Source organism: Limnothrix sp. PR1529, assembly GCF_002742025.1.
In the GTDB taxonomy this organism is placed as follows: Bacteria; Cyanobacteriota; Cyanobacteriia; order CACIAM-69d; family CACIAM-69d; genus CACIAM-69d.
Genome location: NZ_LIRO01000053.1, coordinates 38799 through 62808, shown reverse-complemented (window position 1 = coordinate 62808; position 24010 = coordinate 38799). Strand labels below are relative to the sequence as shown.

The window sequence follows — 24010 nt, the reverse complement described above, 5'->3', positions numbered from 1 at the left end:
GAGCCGGAGTCAACAGGATGGCAAACCCCGAGCACCTCGTGCTGATCGAGCAAGGTGCAGATGTTTGGAACCGCTGGCGACGCGCCAACCCCAACGTCTATCCCAACCTCCGCGAAGCCGATCTCAGCAAAGTTAACTTGCAGCAATTTGACCTCAGCCATGCGGATTTGTGTATGGCGAATTTGGAAGGGGCCAATTTGCAGCGGGCCAGCCTTCGCAAAACCAACCTCTACACGGCCAACCTATCGGGGGTGAACCTGCGGGAATCGGTGATGCGTCATGTGGACTTTCGCGAGGCAACCTTGCGACGGGCGGATCTGTGCATGAGTGTGGTGCGGGAGTCGGACTTTAGCCGGGCTGATTTGCGGGAAGCTAGTCTTTACACGGCCAACCTGAAGGGAATTAAGCTGCGGGAGGCGGATCTCAGCCGCTGCGATTTGCGGGAAGCGAACTTGGGCATGGCAGATCTGCGGGAGGCGAACCTGCGGGAGGCTAATTTGAGCCTGGCGATCGTCTGTTTGGCCAACTTGGTGGGGGCCAACCTATATTGCGCCAATATCCGCATGGCGAATCTCAGCTTGGCTAACCTCTGCATGGCCAGCTTGATGAGTGCCAATTTGGATGAGGCGACCCTGATTGGGGCAAATCTCATTGGGGCCAACCTGTATATGGCAACGCTGCGAGATGCCATTTTACGGGAAGCGGATTTGCGGGAGGTGACCCTCAGCCAGGTGGATGTGTCCGGGGCGAATTTGATGTTGGCTAACCTGAGCATGGCCAATTTGCGAGAAGCGAAATTCCATGGAGCCAACTTGGAAGGAGCCAATCTACACCGGGCGAATCTTTACTCAGCTTCCTTTGAGGGCGCTCTGATGGCGGCGGCGATTATGCCCGATGGTCACAAGCACGAGTGATGGGCCAAGAATTCCTGAATGATCAGAATTCCTGAATTAATCGTGAATTACGTCTTCCAAATCGCGCTATGATTGCTAGTTTGGTTTTGAACAAAGAGCGGTAGGTGAGGCGTATGTCTCTTCCGGTGGTGGCGATCGTGGGACGGCCCAACGTGGGCAAATCGACCCTGGTGAATCGGTTCGCGGGGGATCAATCAGCGATCGTGTTCGACCAACCGGGGATCACGCGCGATCGCACCTATCGGCCGGCATTCTGGGGCGATCGGGATTTCCTGGTGGTGGATACGGGCGGGCTGGTGTTTGATGATGACACGGAGTTTTTGCCCCTGATCCGCGAGCAGGCGATGGCGGCCCTGTCGGAGGCGGCGGTGGCGATTTTTGTGGTGGATGGGAAGCAAGGCCCCACCGATGCCGATCGGGAAATTGCCGATTGGTTGCGTCGCCAACCGAAGCCGGTGTTGCTGGCGGTGAACAAGTGTGAATCACCGGATCAGGGCTTGGCTCAGGCGAGTCTGTTTTGGGAATTGGGATTGGGTGAACCCTTCGCGGTGTCGGGGATTCACGGCAACGGCACGGGAGATTTGCTGGATGCGGCGCTTCGCTACCTGCCGCCTGTGGATCAGTTGCCGGAGGAACCGGAGCTGAACATTGCGATCGTGGGGCGGCCGAATGTGGGCAAGTCCAGTTTGTTGAACGCCTTTGTGGGCGAAAACCGGGCGATCGTCAGTCCCATTTCGGGAACCACTCGGGACTCGATCGATATGGTGGTGGAGCGTAATGGCAAGCGCTACCGGCTGATTGACACCGCCGGGATTCGCCGCAAGAAAATGATCGACTACGGCCCAGAATTTTTCAGCATCAATCGGGCCTTCAAGGCCATCCGTCGATCGGATGTGGTGTTGTTGGTGATTGATGTGTTGGATGGCATCACGGAACAAGATCAGCGCCTGGCGGGCCGGATTACCGATGATGGGCGAGCCTGTGTTTTGGTGGTGAATAAGTGGGATGCGGTGGATAAGGATTCCACCTCAATCTATGAATATGAGCGGGAATTGCGTAGCCGTCTCTATTTCCTAGATTGGGCGGAAATGATTTTCACCAGTGCCGTGACCGGTCAGCGAGTCCCGAAGATTTTGGAATTGGTCGATCGCGCCGCTGAGCAACATCGTCGCCGGGTTTCCACGGCCACGATCAATGAGGTGTTGGAAGATGCGCTGCGTTGGCACTCGCCGCCAACCACCCGCCAAGGCAAGCAGGGCAAGATCTATTACGGAACCCAAGTCAGCAGCCAACCGCCAGCGATCGCCCTGTTTGTGAACGATCCCCACCGGTTCAACGACAACTATCGCCGCTACATTGAGGGCCATTTCCGTAAAGAATTGGGCTTTGAAGGCACTCCGGTGAAATTCTTCTGGCGCGGCAAAAAGACCCGCGACGCAGAACGCACCACAAACCGTGCAACCAGGGTTTAGACGGATCCGGAGGGCGATCGTTGATCGCGGAACTAAAACAGAAGCACTACAACAGTAGTACAGCCATGCAAAACCCCGACTCGGGACAGCGCCCCCAAAATGCCCCCAAGGCATGAACAGGAGGGCCAGTCGTTCCGGGTCGAGTTTGGTTGGGCCCGTTGACCGGTGGGCCCAAACGTTGGATGGCGAAGGATTGCTAATGGGGCCCGGTGTGAGGCCATGGGGATCGAAATGAGTAAGCAAATGACGGTGATCGGGTGGATGGTGGTGCTGGCTGCGGGGGGCGTGATGGTCCAGTCGTCAGCACCCGTGATGGCGCGATCGATGCCCAAAACCGATGCCATGACTGCCATAACTCGCCCCACGGTTGCTCCCGCTGCTCAGTTAACACAACGAATGTCTCCGGAGGGCCGCCCGATGGTTTCGCCCCAGCCCGATCGCCCGGTGGGCGGTCTTTATGCCCCCAATCCCGATGGCTCGCTCGATCAGTTTGTGTTGGATAAAACCGAGGTGACCGCCCAGGTGACCGGCAACCTGTCGCGAGTGACGGTGCAACAGACCTTTACCAATCCGTTCGATCGCCCTTTGGAGGCGGTTTATGTCTTTCCACTGCCGGAAAATGCCGCCGTGGACGATATGGAAATTCGGATTGGCGATCGGGTAATTAAGGGAGATTTAAAAACCCGCGAAGAAGCCCGCCAAATTTATGAGCAAGCCCGCCAAGAGGGGCGCACAGCAGGACTGCTGGAGCAAGAGCGCGATAATATCTTCACCCAATCTTTGGCTAACATTCGTCCCGGGGAAGCGATCCAAGTCACCATTCAATACACCGAATCCCTGAAGTTTGAAGGGGGGGATTATGAATTTGTGTTCCCAATGGTGGTGGGGCCGCGGTATAACCCCGGCAACCTGATCGGCCCCAATGGCAGCACGGATCAAGTGCCCGATGGTTCGCGGATTAATCCGCCAGTGTTGCCCCCCGGCAGTCGATCGGGCCATGACATCAGCCTTCGACTGTCGATCGATGCGGGCGTGCCGATCGAAGCGGTGCGATCGCCCTCCCACAAAATCGACTTCACCGGCAAGGGGCGCTTTACCGCCGTGCAACTGTCCCCAGCGGACTCAATTCCCAACAAAGACTTCATCCTCCGCTATCGGGTGGCGGGGGCCAACACCCAAGCCAGCGTGCTCACCCAAGGGGACGATCGGGGCGGTTTCTTTGGGCTATATCTGATCCCGGCGATTGGCTATCCCCAGTGGGCGATCGTGCCCAAGGATGTGGTGTTCTTGATGGACACCTCAGGTTCCCAACAGGGGCAGCCGTTGGCCAAGTCCAAGGAATTGATGCGCCGTTTCATCAATGGTCTGAATCCCAACGACACCTTCACGATCATTGACTTTGCCAACGCGGCCACACGCTTGTCCGATCGCCCCTTGGCCAACACCGCCGCCAACCGACAGCGGGCCTTGGGCTACATCGAAGCCCTGCAAGCCAACGGCGGAACCAATCTGCAAGCGGGCATTGATGAAGTATTGCGGTTTCCAGCGGCCGAAGCGGGGCGATTGCGGAGTGTGGTGCTGCTGACCGATGGCTACATTGGCAACGATCGGGAGGTGATCGCCAGCGTTCAGCGCAATCTAAAACCCGGGAATCGGCTGTTTAGCTTTGGGGTGGGCAGTTCCGTCAACCGCTTTTTGCTCGATCGCCTGGCGGAAGTGGGACGCGGAACCCTGCAAGTGGTGCGCCAAGACGAAACCACCGACGCTCCCGTGGAAAAATTCTTTCGTCAAATTGCCAACCCGGTGCTCACGGAGGTGCGGGTGCGTTGGGAAGGGCCCGGCCCCGGCCCAGATCTTTATCCGGCCGCCGCGCCGGATCTGTTTGCGGCTCAACCCTTGGTGATCTTTGGGCGCAAGGCCGATCGCGCCCCCGGAACCCTAATTGTGACGGGCAGAACCGCCGGTAACCAACCCTTTGAACAACGGTTCAAGGTGGAGTTTAGTCAGAGCGATCGGCCGGCCATTGCTCAACTGTGGGCCCGGTCACGGATCAAAGACCTCATGAATCAGCTCTATGGCAACGAGGTGAAATCCCTGATCGATCGGGTGGTTGAAACCTCCTTGGCCTACCGAGTTTTGTCTCAATACACCGCCTTTGTGGCCGTGAGCGAGGAAGTGCGTGTCAACCCGGATGGTTCAACCCAGCGGGTGACGGTTCCCGTGGAGTTGCCAGAAGGAACCAGCTATGAAGGCTTCTTTGGCGCATCTGATCGCTCCGAGGCGGCCCGATCGGTGGGTGCTCCCCCGCGCCCCACGGGTGGCCGCAGCGGCTTGCAACCCGCGCCCCTCCCGATCGCCCCGCCGCCGCCCGCTGGGGAAGTGGAGGGCGATCTTACGTCTCCGTTGCCAACGGGCCCCACGGTGCAGATTGCCAGCGCACCGGGATTGGATCAACGGGCGATCGAGCAGCTCACGCAACACCTCAAGCGCAATTTGCCAGCCAATCTGCGGGGGACGTTCGTGGTTACCCTCACCCTGGAACGCGGTTCCGTGGCGGGCGTGGTTTGGGATGACACGGTTTCCAGTGCCCTGACCCCCGAGCAAGCGGCCCAATTCCGGCAAGTGCTGCTGCGTTGGGCCAATGCTCCAACCAACTTGCGATCGCTTCAATTGCAAGTGGAATTGCGCTAGGGGGATGTCTGAATAGCCAAAACTGCACAGCCAAAACTGCACAGCCAAAACCGTGACCTGATGGGCTTCATCGAGGTTAGGGGCTGGCTGGCGCAGGCGAGATCCACCGCTGCCAAGCGCTAATTTGGGTTTGGGCAGCCTCGTAGGTGGTGGCTGCCCGGGGAATGCGGCGAGCCAAGGCCACCGCACCGGGTAAGTCGCCGTTGGCCGCCTGCTGTTGGGCCAAAGCTAAAAGCTGCTGGCTCCAGCGGGCAATGTTACCGTCAGCCTGACTCCGCCAAGGGCTGTTGCGTTTGACCCGATCGGCCAGCAGGATGGCGCTCACGAGGCCGTCCGGACTGTTGGCGGTGGCGAGCTGTTGGGCCTCCGTGAGTTGTTGTTGATCTTGGCGCTGGGTTTGCCAACGGGCGATCGCCTGTTGGGCCTGGCGATAGAGCGATCGGCCACTGGCAATTTGGTTCGCCATGTCGATCGCCCCCGCGAGGTCGCCCCCCCGAGCCAGCTCCTCCGCCTGTTGCAAAATCGGCTCGTCCTGTCGCTGTTCCAACTCCGCTCGCCAGGCGGCCACCCGGCGACGGGCATCGGCGGCCAAAGGGCTTTCCGGTTCAATGCGCTGGGCCTGGGCGATCGCCTCGGCCCAACGCCCCTGACCGGCCAGAGTTTCCGCTTGATCCAACAGGGGGCGATCGCGCAGTTCTTGAATTTGACGGCTCCAGTTGGTAATTTCCCGCCGCGCCAGGGCCGCCAAACCGCTGGTGTCCGGAATTTCCTGGGCCTGGGAAATGGCGTTGGTCAAGTCTACTAACGTGCCCGATTGGGCTAACTCTTTTGCTCGCTCCAACCGCGCTGCATCTTCGCTGTCCCGTCGCCATTGGGCAATTTTGGCTTGGGCTCGTTCATAGAGGGGTCGCCCTTCCGGAATTTTGCTGGCCTCCTCGATCGCCACTTCCAGATCCTTAGGTGTGCCCCCTTTGGCCGCCGTTTCCGCCGTTGCCAGGTTGCGTAAATCTTCCGCTTGGGCCCGCAACGATTCCCGATCGGGCAGCAAGTCTGCCCACCGCAGCGCCGCCTCTCCATTACCGCGATCGATACTTGCCTGGGCTAAGGTCAGCACCTGTTCCGTTAAATCCGCGATTGTCTGTTGCGCCAGGGGATAAAGTCGCCGCCGCGCTTCAATGCCCCGCAGCAGTTCAAAGGCCTGCTCAAAGCGATCGGGATTGCCGCCTTTTGCCAGCGCCAGGGCCCGGCGAATTCGTCCATCATCCTGGCGCGTTTCCGCAATCAGCACCCGCAGCTCATCGTGTTTGACCGTTGCCCAATAGCGCAGGGGGCCACGCACCAGCCGGTTAGCATTCCCGATCGCCGCATCCCACTTGCGTTGGTCGATCGCCCCAATCACCGCGTTATAAATGCCTTCTGCCTCCCGCCAGTCCCGCTCCCAGTCGGCCATCTGTGCTTTCACTTGGCCGTGATTGGGAACCGTTGTTGGGATCTGACGAGCAATTTTCAGCGCCTCTTCCAAGTTGCCCGCTTGCACGGCCCCATCCGCCAACCGCAAAATTTCCTCCACCCAAGCGACTAAGTAGCGATTCGCTTGGGGGCGCAATTCGTGATCTGCCGGGAGCACCTCCACCAGGGCGATCGCCTCCAGCAAATCCCGCACCGTCCGCTTGTTGGCCGCCACTTCCGCGCAGTAAAGGCGCATGGAAGCCGAAGCCAGCGGCCAAAAGATGGCGGGGCAGTTGGGCAAGGCCGGAACCCGCAACAACAGGGCGATCGCCAGGGCCGTCACAACCAGCAACGCGCCACCAATAGCAGCCGACAGCACCAACCAAGAACGATGAGCAGGTTTGGGCGAAATCACAGTGACGCACTCAGCAAGGTTTGGATCGAACGAGTCGATCGCGTCCCGAATTTTAACCTTAGTGGAGAGACGACGGGGATCGCAATCATGCAATCAACTTCGTTATCACTATTGGGAATCAGAGATTGAGAGTTTGGATCAAGCTAGCTTGATCAGTCAGCTATATGCATGATTGAGACCCTAAACCTAGAAAGTTGAAACTCAGCATCTAAGTGTGGTGGTTTATTTTAAAGGATTCAAATGAATTATGTGCAATTGTAGCTTTCATTCGAATTAAAGCAATGTTCCAGTGCTTGAACAAGAGTTGGTGGTGAGAGAGTTAGATTATGATAAAAGCTAATTTGACTAAGAGAAGGATGAGAATTATTGAGAACAGTGTTACCTGGCAAGTAATAATATTGAAAACCTAATTGGTGACTCATGCGCCAGTAGCATTGATTGACATAACTTGGAGCAAAAAATTCTAATATCTTCACGGATTTTTGACACCAAATCATGTTCGTGAAAGCCGCTCCATGAGGGCCGACGATAACTTCTGCTTGCGAAAAAAGGTCAACTTGTTCAGTAAATGATAAGCCCTCAGAAACATACTCAAAGTTGAATTTCTCTAAGATTGGATGCAACTCGTTTTCATTTAAAACTCGTCGAGCACGAGAACGGGATAAGTATAAACGTTTCGATGGATATGAATTCAAATTGTTTCTAGGTAACAGCCAATCACGTAGTTTGTGAAGACTCCGGCTATGGCACTCAATGATGCCCAGAAAATTAAATGTCAAAATTGTGTCGGCTGCTAAATGATTAATGAATTGGCTGGAAATACAATTCTTCTCACTGATTCCCAGCGCTTCTAAGCTTTGAATCTGAAAAGGCAAAGACTCTCCATGAAAGTACCAGTAATCGATTGTTTGACCTATGGATTTTGAGAATTCTAGAAGATCAATCACTTGAGGTAGGAACTCAGTAACCCAGTGAAAGTAATTATTGGTATTTTGCTTGGCAATGACAGCTACTGTTCCTGCAATGTATTGGGGATGCGAGAGTTGATTGGAAGTAGTAATCAGGCGCTCTGCTCCAATTGACAGACCATCAATTACTGCTCCATCTCGATTCCAGAATACTCGATTGCAAGAATCTACCCAAACACGCCCCTGCTCAATGGCCCAGCAGTGGCGAGGAAATTGGCCAAGCGGGCCGAGCGGGGCAAAGGTGGTAACATTATGATCTGCAAGAATCGGCCGCGGCTCGGGTATCTCTGAGGAATCAGAAATTGGCCATTCTACTAACTGTTCTATTCCGTTTTCTGTATTGTCAATTAATGGTAAACGTTCAATCGAGCATAGTAGATCAGGAATAAATTCATCTAATAACGCATCTGGGATACTTCGATAGAGACAACTGCGAGCCTCTTCATGTCGATCAAGGGCTGTAAATGCCTCAAAAAGGAGATTGTGAGGTGCATGAGAGTCTGGGGCAATACGTAACACCCGCAAACACCAGCGGGCTGCGAGGGTTGCATTGCCCTGGTGGATTAATTGGCGAACTTCGGGAATGAGCCGTTTCAAGGCCGCTTGCTCGAAGGCGGCGGCTTCGGTGGGTCGATCGCGCCGTCGCAGCCAACGACTCAGATCATCGAGGGTTTGCAGGGAAATGAGGGTGGGGTTCAGCGCGATCGCATTGAGGAACTGCTCGATCGCCCCATTGTGTTCCCCCAGCTCCCATTGGAGTTTGCCGAGTTCCCAATGGGCATTTGCCGTTTGGGAGGGCTGGGGCAATCCTTGGGCGATCGCCCGGTTCCAGGCTTGGACGGCCGCTGGCCAGCGATCGGCTCCCCGCAGCGACTGGGCTAAGGAACCGTAGGCCAGGGCGGAATCAGGAGCCAACTGGATTGCCTGTCGATCGAGCGCGATCGCCTCGGGCCAATTGCCCTGCTCACGACAAGCGGCCGCTCGATCGAGCAGCCGCTGCAGGTCTGGGGTGAGGTCTGATGCCGCCACAGGAACTAGCCGTTGATTAACCCTTAAAAAAACCAGCCGTAGGAATGCAGGCCCTTGCCCAGCAGGTTCACGCCCAAATAGCAAACCCAAACCACCACAAAGCCCAAGGCGGCCAGGATCGCCGGTTTGCGGCCTTGCCAGCCTTTGGTTAAGCGGGCGTGGAGATAGGCAGCGAACACCAACCAGGTGATGAAAGCCCAGGTTTCTTTAGGATCCCAGCTCCAGTAGGATCCCCAAGCTTCGTTGGCCCACACGCCACCGGCAATGATGCCAATGGTGAGCAGGGGAAAGCCCAGCCCGATCGTCCGGTAGCTGATGTTATCCAGGGTGTCCGCCAGGGTCAACCGTTGGGGCGACAGGTTCAGGGCGGTGGTGCTGTCAGTGGCGGGGCGATCGAGCAGGGCAACCCCGCTGGCTTCCCCCCCGATCGACAGGGCGGCCGGCGCTTCAACGGCCGCCGTGCTGACCGCCAGCCGCGCCACCTTATCCCGAAAACTGCCCGTGCCCACGGAGCTACCGCGCAGGGTCACATTCTGCCCCTTCGTCACAATCAAAAAGGCGATCGCCAGCAACGACCCCACCATCAGGGCCGAATAGCTGAGCATCATCACGCTCACATGCATCATCAGCCAGTTGGACTTCAGGGCCGGAACCAACGGCTCGGCGGCCTGCATACTGTCCGGGAGGGACAGGGCCGCAAAGGCCGTAATCCCCATAGCCACGGGAGCCGTGACAATTCCAACCCAGCGGCTGCGGCTGTTGCGTTCGGTCAACAAATGGACAGCCGTGATTCCCCAAGCGAGGAAAAACAGCGATTCATATAAATTGCTGAGGGGGAAATAGCCCGCCTCAATCCATCGTGCGCCCAATAATGCCGCCATGCAGAGGTTGGCGATCGCCATGCCAGCCGTGCCCAAGGATCCCAACAGGATCCATTGGGGAAACGCCGCCCCCACCCAATACAGCAGCATCGTCACCAGCAGGATGCCAAACGATGCGTTATCTAACCAGGTTTGCAGTACAACCAAATCCATAGCTTACGGCGGGTTTAAAAGCCCCTAGTAATCCCAATCATCCACCCTATCAACTCCCGATCGATTCCGTGCAAGTTTCGGCAGCGACGGCGGTTGACCGTGGCGGGATGTTGGGTTGGGGAAACGATTCGATCGCGGTGTTTTCTTCTCTATCGATTTTAGAGAACTAGGGAGCCAGAAAGTCTGGTCTTGGGGGGCAATCACCGTTTGCGCCGCCGAACTGGATCTTGGGGCCCGGCCGATCGGGGCCGGTAAACTAACAAACAAGCCCCTGATTGCTGTTCCCAATCGCCCAACCAGTCAGGCCATTCCGACCCATGAACCCCTTTTTTCCCGATCGCCCCGAGCCGTCTAACATGTCCGAACCGGAACCACCCCAGCCCCCCCAAGCGCAACAGACCGCCCAAAAGCGGGCGATCGCGTTTTTAACCCTGGATATTCAGCGGGTGAAAGCAGCGGCGACAGAATTGCTCGAAAAGCTAGAAGCGGTGCGAACGGGGGAACTAGACGGTTGGGAGCGGTTGGGTAATGCCTATTGTTTGAATCTGTCGGGCGATCGCGCCACGATTGAAGACACGGTGGATGACGAATCGCCAAGTTGCACCCTGTCGATCGAGGAATTTGCCCAACTCGTTCAGGATTGGATTATTGATCTGGAGGCGGACGAAACGGATGAGAATTTCTGATGGCCGCCAGGGACTAATTCAGTAAAACTTCGTAACTAGAATGTCCTTTCCGCCTTCTCTGCCCTGGCTCTCGCTTCGGCAATTCTGGTTCTGTTTTCTGGGCTATTTACTCTTGAGCACTGTCCTGTTCATGGGTAGCTCGTTTACCATGCTGGCTTGGATTGTTTATCTATTTTTTCTCTTGCCATTCTATGGATTTTTAATTCTGTGGCTGGCAACCCTAACCAGTCGATATCGTGGATATCGGTTGCAAGTCAAGCCGTTATTTTTAGTCTTGGTTCTGGTTAGCCAAATTTTGGCAATTATCGTGAGTCCGGGGAATTGCTATGGTTTCAAGCAAGGCAATCAATGCTATAGCCTGGCTCAGGTTTGGTGGGGAAATTTAGGCGAAATCAGTTCTCAAAATCAACCGCCCCATTGGAGTGCGATCGAGCAATCCTTTTTGCCCCTTCTGGTAATTTACGGTTTTCTGTTAGTGCTATCAATTAGTACGCTCAGGCGATCTAGTCGATAAACAAGGGGCTTAAGATCTTGGTTTTAAACCCCTTGTTCTGAAAATTGGGTGGAAATTTTTGCGTGATGCTAACGTGCGGTTTTAAAGCCGAAGTTGAGCAGCTAAACCCTACAGCAAACCAGCGTTAGCCAAACCCAAAATCATCCCTGCTCCCAACAGGTGACCAAAGCTCGCGGTTGCCAACAATTCCGGAATCCCAAACCCGGTGAAAATGGCAGGCAAAGGCAAGGGCAAAGTGGGGCCAACGCCGCGTTTTTGAATTGCGTAGTAACCAATCACGATCGCAAACACATTGCAAGTAATCATGATGATCCCCACATTGGGTGACCATTCCGTGGTGGTGGCGGTGGCCAAAAGATTTTGAATCGTGAATAGATTAAACAAGGGTCGTTCCTCCAAGGATTCAGAATGCTAAAGCCATCAATTGCTAAAGCCATCAATTGTTGAGGATAATTAACAGAAATTGCCCAAGAGCAAAGCGTTAAAAATCCAATGGAAATTGATATTGTAAACAAGTTGTGAAGGAATCGGGCTGCTGGGAACTGCTGGTTGGATCGAAAATGGGGCCAATAATTGGTGCAAATTCATGACCCAAATTTATGACTCAAATTTATGACCCATTGATCGGTCATTTTGATCGGTCATTGACGGCTCATGGATAGCTTATGACTAACTCAAATTGCCATGACTGAACCATTGCAGCCTGCTGACTCCCCGCAGCGGAAACCGGCCAAATTATAGAAACCCGATCTCAGGGGTAGACAGCCCTGTTATTAAGACTTAACAGAAGTTTCGGTAGACTTTAACAGTACTCAACATTGCCAACCTTAGGGTTTTTGGACAACAAAGCCCGATTACAACGCTCAGGCTTGGAATTTTTCGGAATTTTTGCTGATGCTCGTCAAAATTTGCGGACTGAAGGATCCTGACCAAGCGGTGGCGATCGCCCGTTTAGGCGCTTGGGCGATCGGGTTGATTGCTGTGCCCGCTTCGCCGCGCTATGTCAGTCCGGCGCAAATGCGCTTGGTAAGCGATCGGCTGGCGGCGGCGGGCTGTGCAGTGGAGCGGGTGGGCATCTTCGCGAACACGGATTTGGACACGATTGCCGAAACCGTGACCACAGGCAACCTGACGATCGTGCAACTGCATGGGGATGAGTCCCCTGAGTTTTGCGCAGCGGTGCGATCGCGCTTGCCCCATCAAACCCTTTGGAAAGCGCTGCGGGTGCGATCGGCGGAAACCCTTGATTTAGCAGAAGCCTACACAACGGCGGTGGATGCTCTGTTGTTGGATGCTTACCGGCCTGAGGCCTTGGGCGGCACGGGCCACACCCTCGATTGGCAGCGGTTACAAGCTTGGCGATCGCCCCGGCCTTGGTTTTTGGCGGGTGGCATTACCCCCGATAACGTACTCCAAGCGATCGACACCCTGGCCATGGCTGCCCCGATCGGGATTGATCTGTCGAGCGGGGTGGAGCGGGGGCCCGCTGATAAAGACCTGGAGCAGGTGGCTCGGTTGTTTCGGGTGTTGCGCCAACGGTTGCCCTTGGCCGCGCCGGTCACTGATCGCCCCTTGGAGTCTTAAGGGCTGGGCTAATCGCTACCGTCGTCACTGGCTGGGCCAACGGGATGATAGCCGGTGAACTCGGCCACGATCGCCCGCAAGGCTTGATGATCCAGCGGCTTGCTGAGATAGCCCTGCATCCCGGCGGCTAAACAGCGCTGACGATCGTGCTCCATGGCCAGGGCCGTGGCCGCCACCACGGGTAAATCCTGCCAACGTTCATCACTACGGATTTGCTGCAAGACCGCCAGCCCGTCCATGTCCGGCAGTTGAATATCCAGCAACACCAAATCCACCGGGTGACTGTCTAGCCAATCGATCGCCCGCCAACCGTCTGGGGCGATCGCCACGCCACAACCCCAACTGCTCAACAGGTCTTGCAGCAACTTGGCATTGGTTGAATCGTCTTCAACAACCAAAATTTGCGGTGGCCGGGCCTGTTCCGCCGCCATCACGCGCGCCGCCGATGCGCCGGGTTGAATGGCCGGCGCGGGCGATCGACCAGGAGGCACAAAGGTTAAGGGCAACCGAATCGTGAAGGTGCTGCCTTGGCCCAGCTTGGATTCAAAGTCCACGGAGCCGCCGTGTAATTCCGCTAACTGTCGGGTGAGGGACAGGCCCAACCCCGTACCCTGGTGCCGACGGGAGAGGGAATTATCCAGTTGATGAAAGGGCTGGAACATGACGGCGCGGGCTTCTTCGGGAATTCCGATCCCGTGATCCCACACGCAAAAATGCACGTAGCCGCCTCGCTCGATCGCCTCAAGGCCAATTTCGCCTCCCTCATGGGAAAACTTGACCGCATTACTAAGCAGGTTCAACAGCATTTGGCGCACACGCACCTCGTCGGCCATCAGAGGTTGCAAGCGTTTGGGAATTCGCTTGCGGATCCGAATATCCCGATCGGCCGCCTGTTGACTGACCAGGGCCAACGCCGAATCGCAGAGGGTGGGCACATCGATCGCCTCGATCGCCAGCTCAATTTGGCCCGCCTCAATTTTGGACAGATCCAACACGTCATTAATCAAACTGAGCAGGTGATCACCACTCTTGCGAATTTGCTCGATATAAACCATCTGTTTTTCGTTCAGGGGCCCATAGAGCTGCTGCTTCAGCAGGGAAGAAAAGCCCAAAATAGCCGTCAGCGGTGTGCGCAACTCATGGGACATGTTGGCCAAAAAGGCGGATTTCAATTGGCTGGCCCGCTCCAACTCCAAGTTTTTGGCCGCCAACTCCGCTTGGGTTTGCTTTTGATCACTGATGTCGCGGGTAACGATCGAAAAGGCCACGGGACGGCCCTGCTCGTCGGGCACGGGCCCCACCGAGACCAACGCAGGGAACCGATCGCCCCCTTGGCGCTGGCAAATGACTTCCCCGCTCCAACCGCCGTCGATCGCCTGCTGCACCAGCCAATGCACTTGTTTTGTGCCCGCTTCTGGATAAAAAGCTGCTGCATTTTGGGGGCGGTTGGGCCCCGTGATCCAACCAAAAACCCGATCAGTCGCCGGGTTCGCATAGATTAAGCCCCCCTGCAAGTCCGCGATCGCGGTGCTGTCGTGGGTTGATTCCAGGGCCCGCACAAACATCTGCACCTGCTGTTCTGCCTGCTTGCGATCGGTGATGTCCCGCGCAATGCCCAAGCCACCAATCAACTCTCCCCCCGCATAGAGCAAACGCCCATTCACCTGCATGTGAATTTCTCGACCGGCGCGATCGAGCAGCGCAAACTCAAAATCCATCAGCTCGCCCGTGTGCAACAGGTTGGCAAAGGCCTGGCCCGTGGGTTCCTGAAAAGCCGGAGCCACAAAGTCCATGTAGGGGCGGCCGCGCCATTCGCCCGGTTCAATCCCCAACAGCCGCTCTCCGTAGGGATTAATAAACACCAGTCGCCCCAGCAGATCCACCGCATACACCATGTCATTGGCGGTTTCCACATAGGCCCGAAACAGCCCCTCGGAGTTAAAGGGATCCACTTCTGTGGGTTCCCGCGTCCGATCCAAGTTGATGCCGTAGGGCTTGGGCGGCGGCCCGGCGGTTGGGCGATCGCGCCATTGGGCCAGTTGTTGTTCCAGCTCATGCACGCGCTGCTGGAGGCGGGCGTTTTCGGCTTCGAGGGTCATGGAGAGACGGGGAAGAAACAAACAACGGGGCAATCATCGATCAGAGTCGCTACGATCTAAGCTAATACAGGCTTCGATCGACCCCTAATCGGCTACTGAATCGCTTCACGATCGCCCGCCGTTGATCCGCCCAATTTCCAAACCCCCACGCCCGATCGCCCGCTTGGCCAGTGGCGACGGCGCATGGGAGTTTGTTCGGCCCTTTGTCCTGAGACTTGACCATGGCTCCCGCCCCGATCGCCCTGAACACCGCCGCCCAAACCGATTCGCAGATTTTGCAGTCCCGCCCCGATCGCCAGCCCCTACCCCCGCTGTTGGGCGGCTCCCTCGCCGAGCTGACCCAATGGGTCAAAGACCAAGGCCAGCCCGCCTACCGCGCCAAGCAACTGCACCAATGGATCTATGAGCGAGGGGCGCGATCGCTGATGGATATCACCGTCTTCCCCAAAAACTGGCGAGAAGCGGCCGCCGACATCCCGATCGGGCGATCGGAGCTGCACCACCGCTCCGAAAGCCATGACGGAACCGTGAAATTCCTGCTGAAAATGACCGACGGGCAAATCGTGGAAACCGTGGGCATTCCCACGCGCGATCGGCTGACGGTTTGCGTCTCGTCCCAAGTGGGCTGCGCCATGGCTTGCGATTTTTGCGCCACGGGCAAGGGCGGCTTTGTGCGGAACCTGTCGCGATCGGAAATTCTGGATCAGGTGCTGACCGTCCAAGAAGACTTCGATCGCCGGGTCAGCAATGTGGTGTTCATGGGCATGGGTGAACCGCTGCATAACCCCGCCGCTGTGCTGAGTGCAACGCGATCGCTCAACCAAGACATTGGCATCGGCAAGCGCTACATCACCATTTCCACCGTGGGCATTCCCGGCCGGATTCGGCAGCTCGCCAACGAACGGTTGCAAGCCACCCTGGCCGTCAGCCTCCACGCACCCAACCAAGAAATTCGTGAATCGATCGTCCCCAGCGCCGCCCAATACCCGATCGAAGAGTTGATCGAAGACTGCCGCGACTACGCCGCCGAAACCGGCCGCCGCGTCACTTTTGAATACATCCTGTTAGCGGGGGTCAATGACAGCCGCGACTGTGCCGCCGAGTTAGCGGAGTTGTTGCGCGGGTTCCAAGCCCACGTCAACCTAATTCCCTACAACCCGATCGCGGAGGTGGACTACCAGCGCCCCGACCCGATGCGCGTGCGGGACTTCATGCAAACCCTGGACGATCGCCGCGTCGCCGTCAGTGTTCGCCGCACCCGGGGCCTGGAATCGGACGCAGCCTGTGGCCAACTCCGTGCCAACCTGGGCAAAACCACCGGCAAAATCGGCCGCTTTGGGGGCGATCGTCGCCGCTAGGTTCCCACGAAATGTGAATTGCTGACTACCATGAAACTAGTCATTGTGAATTCACATCATGTCAAACCAAAACTGGGGAAAGGAAACGATCACCCGTGGTCTAGAACTTCTGCGCCAGGGATTGTTTCCTTTCATTCAAGAGGCCATGCAGGCAGGGTATGGTGATGATTGGGCCAAAAATTCTCTACAGTCTTTGCCTAAGCAGCGAACAGCCCAACCAATTCTAAAAAACTATTCTCCTATCAAAATCATCAGTGAAGATGTAGCTAATTTACTAACAATTCTAGATAAAAATTACACCAAGGTCTTTAAAGACCGATTAAGCAAAAGCGACAAAGTTCTAGTGAATGAACTTCAGGAAATTCGTAACCAGTGGGCCCATGAATCGGAATTTCCCACCGCAGATGTTTATCGATCGCTCGATAGCATTCGTCGGTTACTACAGGCTATCGGCTCGCCTCTATTGGAAGAGGTAGTAACCCAGCAAAATGAAGCATTGCTAGCCTTGAGTCATCAAAACCAAGCGCAGCAATGGGGACGCAACTCTAACACGCAAGCAGACCGACAGTTTCAAGAGCAGTGCGATCGCCTCATTTCTCAAATTCCGTTCCAGAATCTCAGCCTCCTGAAACAGGCTTTAACCCATAGGTCTTATAAGAATGAACACCCAAGCAGTGGTGATGACAATGAACGGCTGGAGTTTTTAGGCGATTCCGTTTTGGGGTTGGTGGTGGCTGAGTATATCCACAATAAACACCCATACCTCACTGAAGGGGAACTAACTCAGATCAAGTCTCGAATTGTAGAGAATACACAACTTGAGTTCTTTGCCAGTCAGCTTAATTTGAGTGATTGTCTGAGGCTAGGAAATGGGCTTAAGCGTGATCAGAAGATCAGTCAAAAGAACTCAGTTCTTGCTAATGCCTTTGAAGCATTGATTGGAGCCTACTATCTTGATTCTGGTTTGGCAGCAGTTCAGGCATTCTTCTGGCCAAAGCTTGATCAAGTGATCGATAAACTGGGTTACGAAGGCGCAACAGCCCGACATCCTAAAAATGCTCTTCAGGAATTTCTACAACAGCCAGGAAATTCAGCAATATTTGGTTCGGTTGATGAGTTAGTCTATTGTCGATCTCCACAAGGCCCACCCTGGACAGTGCTCGTCCAGATTGCTCATTTCCCCTACGGTCAAGGCATTGGTGACACGATCAAAGCGGCAGAAACCCAAGCGGCAATCGCAACTTTAGCTATGCTGAAAGCGGAAGGGTTTGAGGTCGATCGCCCGTGATTGCCATCGTTCCAAATACTGAGCCGATCGCCCATTGGCAACCGACAAGCTGGGAAACTTACCTGGCCACGATCGCCCTGGCCGAGCAAGAATCCAGTCGATCGCCCAAAGGCTATTACTACCAAGGCAGGATGTTATTGGAGATGGCGGCGATCGGGAATCCCCACGCTCGGGATCACTACATTCTGTTGGCGGCGATCGCCCTCTACAGCAGTTTGCTGGGTCTGGATTTGGATGGCCACGACAATTGCACCTATCGCCGATCGGGCGAATTGGAAGTGCAGCCCGATGCCTCGTTTCATGTGGGCGATCGGGCTAATTTGATTCCTTGGGATGAAACAATTGTCGATTTAGATCGCTATCCCGCTCCAGATTTGGCGATCGAAGTGGCCTACAGCTCCTTGGGGGATGATTTGGGCGAAAAACGGCTGATTTATGAAGAAATCGGCGTTCAAGAATATTGGGTGGTGGACGTGCAAAACGTGCGGCTGTTGGCCTTCAGCATGATCGGAAAGGGAAGTGAACGCATTACTCGATCGCGCGTGTTGCCCGGTTTGGATTTGACGCTGTTGCAAGAGGCTTTTCATCGCAGCCGCACCACCAATCACGGGCAAGTCACCCGCTGGTTACTGCAAGAATTTCAACAGGCGATCGCGGCAAATTCCACCAACCCCACCAGCCTCGATCCCCAGTAGGGGCAATGTACCAGACCGGGCAAGGTGCTAAGGTATTTCGGCAGCTTGGTGGGAAATGGCGGTGAAATTCCGCGACTGTGCCGCAGCCGTGATTGGTGGGGCTGTGCCAACAAATATGCTTAGCCAGCCCTGAGCAAACCATGAGTCGGAATGCCTCCAATCTGCTGGGGCGATCGCGCTGCTTCCCTGTCCTGTTCGAGTGGCATTCGATCGGCTGTGAGCCATTAAAAACGCGGAAACTGATCGCCCCGTCAGTTCAAATCACCCATTCCCTTAGACCCTCGGCGATGCACCGGGGCGCGAACTGAAATCCATGCTGAATGTGTCTGTTAAGTCCGCTGAGTCCGTTGAAGCGATCGCCCCGTCTACCCCTGACAAGTTTCCGCTGCTGTTGATTGGTCACGGCACGCGCGACGACGATGGCCGCCGCACCTTCATGGAGTTTGTGGAAGCCTTTGCGGCCTATGACACCTCGCGGCCCGTCGTTCCTTGTTTTTTGGAGTTGACGGAACCGTCGATTCAAGAAGGGGTCGATCGAATGGTGGCCATGGGCTACCAAGAAATGACCGCTCTGCCGGTGTTGCTGTTTGCGGCGCGGCACAACAAGTTTGATGTGACCAATGAACTCGATCGCGCCCGGGCCCGCCATCCGGGGCTGAAGTTCCACTATGGTCGCCATTTTGGCGTGGCCGATCGCCTGGTGGAATTGTGGCGATCACGCTTGGAGGAACTCGATCAGCAAAGTGAAATCCCCCGTGATGAATCAGTGTTGCTGTTCGTGGGTCGTGGCGCTTCGGATCCCGATGCCAATGGCGATGCTTATAAGTTGGCGCGGGTGCTCTGGGAAGGCAGCGGCTTCAAGGGATTGGAGCTGTGTTTTAGTGGCATCACGCATCCGCGTTTGGATGCGGGTTGGGAACGGGCTTGGACTTGGAACCCCAAACGGGTGGTGGTGTTGCCGCACTTCCTGTTCACGGGGGCACTGATGAAGCGGATTCATGGCTATTCTGACCAAGCGCGACTCGATCGCCCCGATGTGCAAATCCAATCCCTGCCGGAAATTGGCTTAGATCCCGTCTTGTTTGAGCTGGTGAAGGAGCGGGAACAGGAGGCGATCGCCGGTCAGGTGGCCATGAACTGCGAGCTATGCAAGTTCCGCCGGGCCGTCAGCCGCAATCTGTTGGGCTTGGGTCAGGATGATGGCGAGGCGATCGCCCCGGACGCGATGGCGAGCGGCCATCATCACCACGATCACGGCCACGGCCATAGTCACGATCACGGGCATCATGCTCACAGCCATGGGCATAGTCATGATCACGGCCACAGCCATGGGCATAGTCACGGTCATAGTCATGATCACGGCCATGGGCACAGTCACGATGCACCCGACCCCTACGCCACCCAGAACGACTACCACGAAAAGGCTTGGCGTGTGCCCTAGGGTTGGGTTCACGGATTTTGGATACGGCAAAGGGGCGATCGAACTAGTCGATCGCCCCTTTTAAACACCTTAAATACAGCGTTTCTAGGCAAAAGGTTTAGAAAAACCCAAAGGCTTAAAAACCAAATGCCAAACGGAGATCTAGGCTTCTTTGTTGATGAATGGCAGTAGGGCCAGGATGCGGGCGCGCTTGATGGCCACAGCCAAATCGCGTTGTTGCTTGGCCGTCAGACCAGTTACACGACGGGGCAGGATTTTGCCGCGCTCGGTGATGAAGCGACGCAGCAGATCAACGTCTTTGTAGTCGATCGGCTCTTCGGGTTTGAGGGGAGAAACGCGACGACGATAGTAAGCCATGGTGATTCGCTAAGGATTCAGGGGTGATTCAGGAAAAGCGGGCGGCTCGGCTTGGAAACAGCCGATCGCACCGAGTTCGTATAACGAGACTGCACAATCCGCAACCGGGGCGATCGAGCGCTCCGGGCAAGGACTGGGTTATGGGCGAAAAATTACTTAATTTCGCGGTGCACCGTGTGCTTGTTGCAGTGGGGGCAGAACTTTTTCAGTTCCAAGCGCGCGGTGGTGTTGCGGCGGTTCTTTTGGGTGGTGTAGCGCGACACGCCGGGCGAGCGCTTGTCGGTGTTGGTGCGGCACTCGGTGCACTCCAGGGTGATCACGAGCCGTACGTCTTTACCTTTAGCCACGGTGGGAAACTCCTAATGGTTCGATCGGTGCAAAGGGTTTGCGATTGGACGATCGTGCGCCGCCGCATTGGCACTGGGCAAAACAGGCGGGGGGCGATCGCCGATCGAGCAGAACTGCTGATTTTGTCCGCAAACGGATTCGGGCAGTTTTGCAGCACTCTATCTTCGCATAAAACGCTCAGTTCGATCGCGCAGGAGACGATACCACCGTTGCACCTTCAAATCTAGGGAAAACCCCCGAGAAGTTTGCACCACAATCGACCCAATCAGGCGATCGTGAAAGGACTGTTGTTGGCGGCTTTCATCCGTAGCCGTCACAATGCCATCGACAATTGCCGGAGCCAAGCAAAGCAGCGCCACCGGGTTTACCTGTGACAACAGGGACAATCCCTGCAAGGCCAACCAAGCTTCAATGCCCACAATGCCCTCCCGTTGGGTCAGCTCCACCATCGTTGGCAGGCGGCGGGTGCGGGGGTTCACCAGTTTGATATCCATGGCCAATCGCCCAATGCTTTGGCCGCGATTATTGGCTACCATCACCACCCGCACCAGGAGCCACAGGATCACAAAAACCGGCAGTTCAAACCCGGCCCCCAACAGGCTGCTGAACAGTCCCGCAATGACCGCATCGATCGCCGTGGCCACACCACGCCGCCACAGGGGCACACGGGGAAGGTAAGGAGCAGGTTCAAGGCGATCGCGCATGGCAGGTGAGCCTAAACGATGAGGAGGAGGGGGAGATCTAATCAGAATCAGCACATCAGAATCAGCACAGTGGTCTGCTGCGATTCTCCCCAAATAATGCCATTAATGCCATGGCTCGAAATGCCATAGCTGGGATTGTCATGGCTGGGATTGTCATGGCTCAAAATCTTGGGGTTAGGGGTTGCCCGATCGCGTCGCGATCGCCAATTGCAGGTTGGGGATTTGGCGCAACCGATCCATCACTTCCACCACTCGCCCGTGGCTCACGGCTCGATCGGCCTCAATAGCTACGGTGCGCATGGGTTGATCTGGGTTGCGGGGCCCCAACTTTGCCTGCACCAGGGTGGGTAATTGCTCGATCGGGATCGGCTGTCGATCGACTGCCAAATTTCCCGCCGCATCCACCGTCACTACTGGCATTGACTGGGTTTGGGCTTGGCCTGTGGCGGCGCTGGGCAAGTTCACCGGCAAACCCCGCGATCGGGTCAAGAAAGCCGTAGCCACCACAAAAAACGCCAGAATCGCAAAAATCACGTCCACCATGGGCGTGACGTTAATTTGGAGGGGCGGATCATCATCCGAATCTAGAAAATTCATCATCTGTGCCCCAATTTCAATAACTGCAACGAAATTTAGTCCCGATCTGTTCGCCCACGCTGGGAGTACCCATGCTGGGAGTGCCCACGCTCGCAACAGTTAAATCAGTTGAAATTAATGATTGCACTGCGTTGATTTTAGCGACTCCCCCTCCTTAGATTCGGTTGTGGGCGCATCGATCTCCGACCAAGAACGATCGCTTGTCAAATTCTTCCCTTGTCAAATCATTTCTTGTAAGTCATAATCATTATGAGTTTAGGCAAGATTCCACCTCACCCATAAGGAAGTCACCACCATGCTCGATCGTGTCCCCGATGTTGTGTTCAAAACCCGCGTCCGCGATGAGTCCGTGCCGGGCCCTAACCCCTTCCGTTGGCAAGATCTCAGCACCCAAGACCTCTTCGGTGGCAAGCGCGTTGTGTTGTTTTCGCTGCCGGGTGCTTTCACGCCCACCTGTTCCACCAGCCATCTGCCGCGCTACGAAGAACTCTATGAAGAAATTAAGAGCCTAGGCGTGGATGCGGTGGTTTGTTTGTCGGTGAATGATGCCTTTGTGATGTTTCAATGGGGCAAACAACAAAACGCCCAGAATGTCTTCTTGCTGCCCGATGGCAATGGGGAATTTACTCGCAAGATGGGCATGTTGGTAGACAAGTCCAATCTGGGTTTTGGGATGCGTTCCTGGCGCTATTCCATGGTGGTCAATGACGGCGCGATCGAAAAAATGTTCATTGAACCTGGCTATGGAGACAATGCTCCCAGCGATCCTTTTGAAGTTTCTGATGCTGATACGATGCTGGCTTACTTGAAGTCGGTGCAGTCATAAAAACTGCTCGATCGACTCAATTGATCAATTCAACTGATTGGATTGGTTTGATCGACTCGACTGATTGGATTAGCTGGATCGATTTGATCGGCTTGATCGATCGAGCGGCTTAGCTCAATTCACCCATGTCATCGAGGAGGGGCAAGTTAAAAGACGGGCCCCTCTTTTTGCTGTCGTTCTTGCTGTCGTTCTTGCTGCTGTTTTTGCTGTCGTTTTTTCTGTTAGCTCGGGATGGTTATGGCAATTAGATAGGCATCTTTGGGTTAATTCCAAGACTCATCCCAAGGGTGGGTAGCCATCTTGGCGACCCATTAACGACGCACGCGAGCAGTGAACCCTGCTGCCTTAAATTGCTTGAGCTGGAGTGGTTCCGGTTGACTGACGGGCACAGAAATCCGAAACTCAAATTCGCTCACGCCGGGCGGAATTTGCTCGATCGCGCCCAAACGGGTGCGATTTTCCATAATGGAATTATCCGTCGCGTCATAGATGCGCCCAAAGATATCCGCATCAAACACCGTTTTTCCCGTGGTGTTGTTTGCCTTGCCATAGACGATGAAGCATTTGGCCGGCAGCGTTGCGCCCCCAGAGGTGACGGCCCCAGCGGCCACTTCAGCCGGACATTCCCGATAGTTCAAATCCGACAGCTTGATATTGGTGAGGGCTTGGGCCGCACCAGTGGGAACCATCAGCCACATCAACAAGCCCAACAGGCCGATCGCCCCGCATTGTCCCAGCCGTTTGCTCAGTTGCTGCCCGATCGCCCGCAATAAACCTGAAATTTGCATGATTTTGATCGTTCGGAGGAGATTACCAAAACCCTGACGCGAAGACCGATGGATCCCCGCGACCGGTGAGCAAAGTTGCCTCTTCTCATTAAAAGCGAGATGGATAGAAGCGAGATCGGAACAGGATAAAGAAAAGCGGGATAGGTTTAGCCCTACCCCGCCTTGGATGAGTCAATCCAATCGTTGATCTGAATAATCAAGATCATCAACAAATAGATATTGAGATCGAGAAAATATGAAAATTGGTTGGCGGTCTAAACCGTGCCACCAGCCGCCTGCACCCGAGCACGGGCGCGTTTGAGGGCTTGGGTTGCCTTAATTTTCTCTTGAGGACTGTTAGCGGCAGCTACCCGAGCTTCTGCGTCGGTATATTCTGCTTGGGCGGCGGAACGGTCGATCGAGTCACCCCGTTCGGCTCCATTCACCAGCACCGTCACTTCGTTATCTTCGATTTCAGCAAAGCCACCCATCAGGGCGATCGGCAACCAATCCTTACTGACCCGAACACGCATCACTCCCGTGCCCAACGCCGTCAGCAGCGGCGCGTGGCCGGGTAGGATGCCTAACTGTCCTGTGGTACTCGGCAGGATCACTTCCTCTGCCTGGTTATCCCAAACGGTCTTGTCTGGGGAAATAACACGAACTGTTAAGCTCATAACCTCTTGGCTCGATCGAGCGGAATTGCAACACCGTGAACAAACAACACCAGCGGCAGCGGAGACCGGTTAGCCCAGCCCCCGCATTCCGCAACGC

Annotated in this window: 23 protein-coding genes and 1 riboswitch; of the genes, 12 read left to right on the top strand and 11 right to left on the bottom strand. The window is 55.6% G+C overall.

Annotated elements, in window-relative coordinates; genetic code table 11:
- Positions 1 to 17 precede the first annotated feature (17 nt).
- The 3 genes from AMR42_RS08415 (at position 18) to AMR42_RS08405 (ending at position 5077) form a co-directional block, all read left to right on the top strand.
- Positions 18 to 914, top strand: coding sequence for a pentapeptide repeat-containing protein (locus AMR42_RS08415; protein ID WP_099533004.1), 897 nt, complete (start codon positions 18 to 20; stop codon positions 912 to 914).
- 113 nt (positions 915 to 1027) lie between these two features.
- Positions 1028 to 2386: a ribosome biogenesis GTPase Der gene (gene der, locus AMR42_RS08410; RefSeq protein ID WP_099533003.1), complete on the top strand. Its 1359-nt coding sequence runs from the start codon at positions 1028 to 1030 to the stop codon at positions 2384 to 2386.
- A gap of 231 nt (positions 2387 to 2617) precedes the next feature.
- A complete protein-coding gene (locus AMR42_RS08405; RefSeq protein WP_234406852.1) occupies positions 2618 to 5077 on the top strand; it encodes a VIT domain-containing protein in 2460 nt (819 codons plus the stop codon).
- A gap of 76 nt (positions 5078 to 5153) precedes the next feature.
- Here AMR42_RS08405 and AMR42_RS08400 read toward each other — a convergent pair whose 3' ends face one another.
- The 3 genes from AMR42_RS08400 to ccsB all read right to left on the bottom strand — a co-directional run bounded on the left by AMR42_RS08400 (position 5154) and on the right by ccsB (position 9972).
- Positions 5154 to 6941, bottom strand: a complete 1788-nt coding sequence (locus tag AMR42_RS08400; RefSeq protein ID WP_099533002.1) for a chromosome segregation ATPase — start codon at positions 6939 to 6941, stop codon at positions 5154 to 5156.
- A gap of 245 nt (positions 6942 to 7186) precedes the next feature.
- Positions 7187 to 8938, bottom strand: coding sequence for a glycosyltransferase family 61 protein (locus AMR42_RS08395; RefSeq protein ID WP_143472992.1), 1752 nt, complete (start codon positions 8936 to 8938; stop codon positions 7187 to 7189).
- Between the two features lie 23 nt (positions 8939 to 8961).
- Positions 8962 to 9972 (bottom strand): c-type cytochrome biogenesis protein CcsB, encoded by a 1011-nt coding sequence (gene ccsB / locus AMR42_RS08390; protein WP_099533000.1) that lies wholly within the window; start codon positions 9970 to 9972, stop codon positions 8962 to 8964.
- Positions 9973 to 10289: 317 nt separating this feature from the next.
- Here ccsB and AMR42_RS08380 point away from each other — a divergent pair, with 317 nt between their 5' ends.
- Both AMR42_RS08380 and AMR42_RS08375 read left to right on the top strand, forming a co-directional pair.
- The gene (locus AMR42_RS08380; RefSeq protein ID WP_143472991.1) at positions 10290 to 10658 is read left to right on the top strand and encodes a hypothetical protein; all 369 of its coding nucleotides are present in this window, start codon (positions 10290 to 10292) and stop codon (positions 10656 to 10658) included.
- Between the two features lie 130 nt (positions 10659 to 10788).
- On the top strand, positions 10789 to 11172 hold the full coding sequence (locus AMR42_RS08375) for a hypothetical protein (protein WP_143472990.1): 384 nt from the start codon (positions 10789 to 10791) through the stop codon (positions 11170 to 11172).
- Positions 11173 to 11280: 108 nt separating this feature from the next.
- Here the strand turns inward: AMR42_RS08375 and psaK are convergent, their stop codons facing one another.
- Complete coding sequence (gene psaK, locus AMR42_RS08370; RefSeq protein ID WP_099533036.1) at positions 11281 to 11556, bottom strand: photosystem I reaction center subunit PsaK; 276 nt, start codon at positions 11554 to 11556, stop codon at positions 11281 to 11283.
- Between the two features lie 510 nt (positions 11557 to 12066).
- On the opposite strand from psaK, the gene AMR42_RS08365 reads away from it, so the two are divergent.
- Positions 12067 to 12756, top strand: a complete 690-nt coding sequence (locus AMR42_RS08365) for a phosphoribosylanthranilate isomerase (RefSeq protein WP_099533035.1) — start codon at positions 12067 to 12069, stop codon at positions 12754 to 12756.
- Positions 12757 to 12764: 8 nt separating this feature from the next.
- Here the strand turns inward: AMR42_RS08365 and AMR42_RS08360 are convergent, their stop codons facing one another.
- Entirely contained in the window at positions 12765 to 14855 is a 2091-nt protein-coding gene (locus tag AMR42_RS08360; protein WP_099532996.1) for a PAS domain S-box protein, read from the bottom strand.
- Positions 14856 to 15076: 221 nt separating this feature from the next.
- Here AMR42_RS08360 and rlmN point away from each other — a divergent pair, with 221 nt between their 5' ends.
- The 4 genes from rlmN to AMR42_RS08340 all read left to right on the top strand — a co-directional run bounded on the left by rlmN (position 15077) and on the right by AMR42_RS08340 (position 19637).
- Positions 15077 to 16213: a 23S rRNA (adenine(2503)-C(2))-methyltransferase RlmN gene (gene rlmN, locus AMR42_RS08355; protein ID WP_099532995.1), complete on the top strand. Its 1137-nt coding sequence runs from the start codon at positions 15077 to 15079 to the stop codon at positions 16211 to 16213.
- A gap of 58 nt (positions 16214 to 16271) precedes the next feature.
- Complete coding sequence (gene rnc / locus AMR42_RS08350) at positions 16272 to 17501, top strand: ribonuclease III (protein WP_099532994.1); 1230 nt, start codon at positions 16272 to 16274, stop codon at positions 17499 to 17501.
- Positions 17498 to 18196, top strand: a complete 699-nt coding sequence (locus tag AMR42_RS08345) for a Uma2 family endonuclease (protein ID WP_234406846.1) — start codon at positions 17498 to 17500, stop codon at positions 18194 to 18196. The genes rnc and AMR42_RS08345 overlap by 4 nt, the downstream gene beginning before the upstream one ends.
- Positions 18197 to 18200: 4 nt before the next feature.
- Positions 18201 to 18373, top strand: a riboswitch (cobalamin riboswitch).
- A gap of 136 nt (positions 18374 to 18509) precedes the next feature.
- Positions 18510 to 19637 carry a sirohydrochlorin chelatase gene (locus tag AMR42_RS08340; RefSeq protein ID WP_099532993.1) on the top strand — a complete coding sequence of 376 codons (1128 nt, stop codon included), beginning with the start codon at positions 18510 to 18512 and terminating at the stop codon, positions 19635 to 19637.
- Positions 19638 to 19778: 141 nt separating this feature from the next.
- On the opposite strand, the gene rpsR is transcribed toward AMR42_RS08340, so the two are convergent.
- The 4 genes from rpsR to AMR42_RS08320 all read right to left on the bottom strand — a co-directional run bounded on the left by rpsR (position 19779) and on the right by AMR42_RS08320 (position 21643).
- Positions 19779 to 19994: a 30S ribosomal protein S18 gene (rpsR, locus tag AMR42_RS08335; RefSeq protein ID WP_099532992.1), complete on the bottom strand. Its 216-nt coding sequence runs from the start codon at positions 19992 to 19994 to the stop codon at positions 19779 to 19781.
- Between the two features lie 152 nt (positions 19995 to 20146).
- Complete coding sequence (gene rpmG / locus AMR42_RS08330; protein ID WP_099532991.1) at positions 20147 to 20341, bottom strand: 50S ribosomal protein L33; 195 nt, start codon at positions 20339 to 20341, stop codon at positions 20147 to 20149.
- Positions 20342 to 20500: 159 nt separating this feature from the next.
- A complete protein-coding gene (locus AMR42_RS08325; protein WP_099532990.1) occupies positions 20501 to 21046 on the bottom strand; it encodes an RDD family protein in 546 nt (181 codons plus the stop codon).
- Positions 21047 to 21220: 174 nt separating this feature from the next.
- Positions 21221 to 21643 carry a biopolymer transporter ExbD gene (locus AMR42_RS08320; RefSeq protein WP_099532989.1) on the bottom strand — a complete coding sequence of 141 codons (423 nt, stop codon included), beginning with the start codon at positions 21641 to 21643 and terminating at the stop codon, positions 21221 to 21223.
- A gap of 295 nt (positions 21644 to 21938) precedes the next feature.
- Between AMR42_RS08320 and AMR42_RS08315 the strand changes: the two genes are divergently transcribed.
- The gene (locus AMR42_RS08315) at positions 21939 to 22469 is read left to right on the top strand and encodes a peroxiredoxin (protein ID WP_099532988.1); all 531 of its coding nucleotides are present in this window, start codon (positions 21939 to 21941) and stop codon (positions 22467 to 22469) included.
- 125 nt (positions 22470 to 22594) lie between these two features.
- Positions 22595 to 22717 carry a hypothetical protein gene (locus tag AMR42_RS21375; protein WP_255407537.1) on the top strand — a complete coding sequence of 41 codons (123 nt, stop codon included), beginning with the start codon at positions 22595 to 22597 and terminating at the stop codon, positions 22715 to 22717.
- 63 nt (positions 22718 to 22780) lie between these two features.
- On the opposite strand, the gene AMR42_RS08310 is transcribed toward AMR42_RS21375, so the two are convergent.
- Positions 22781 to 23167, bottom strand: coding sequence for a hypothetical protein (locus tag AMR42_RS08310; RefSeq protein ID WP_099533033.1), 387 nt, complete (start codon positions 23165 to 23167; stop codon positions 22781 to 22783).
- Between the two features lie 344 nt (positions 23168 to 23511).
- The gene (gene atpC, locus AMR42_RS08305; protein WP_099532987.1) at positions 23512 to 23913 is read right to left on the bottom strand and encodes an ATP synthase F1 subunit epsilon; all 402 of its coding nucleotides are present in this window, start codon (positions 23911 to 23913) and stop codon (positions 23512 to 23514) included.
- Positions 23914 to 24010: the final 97 nt, after the last annotated feature.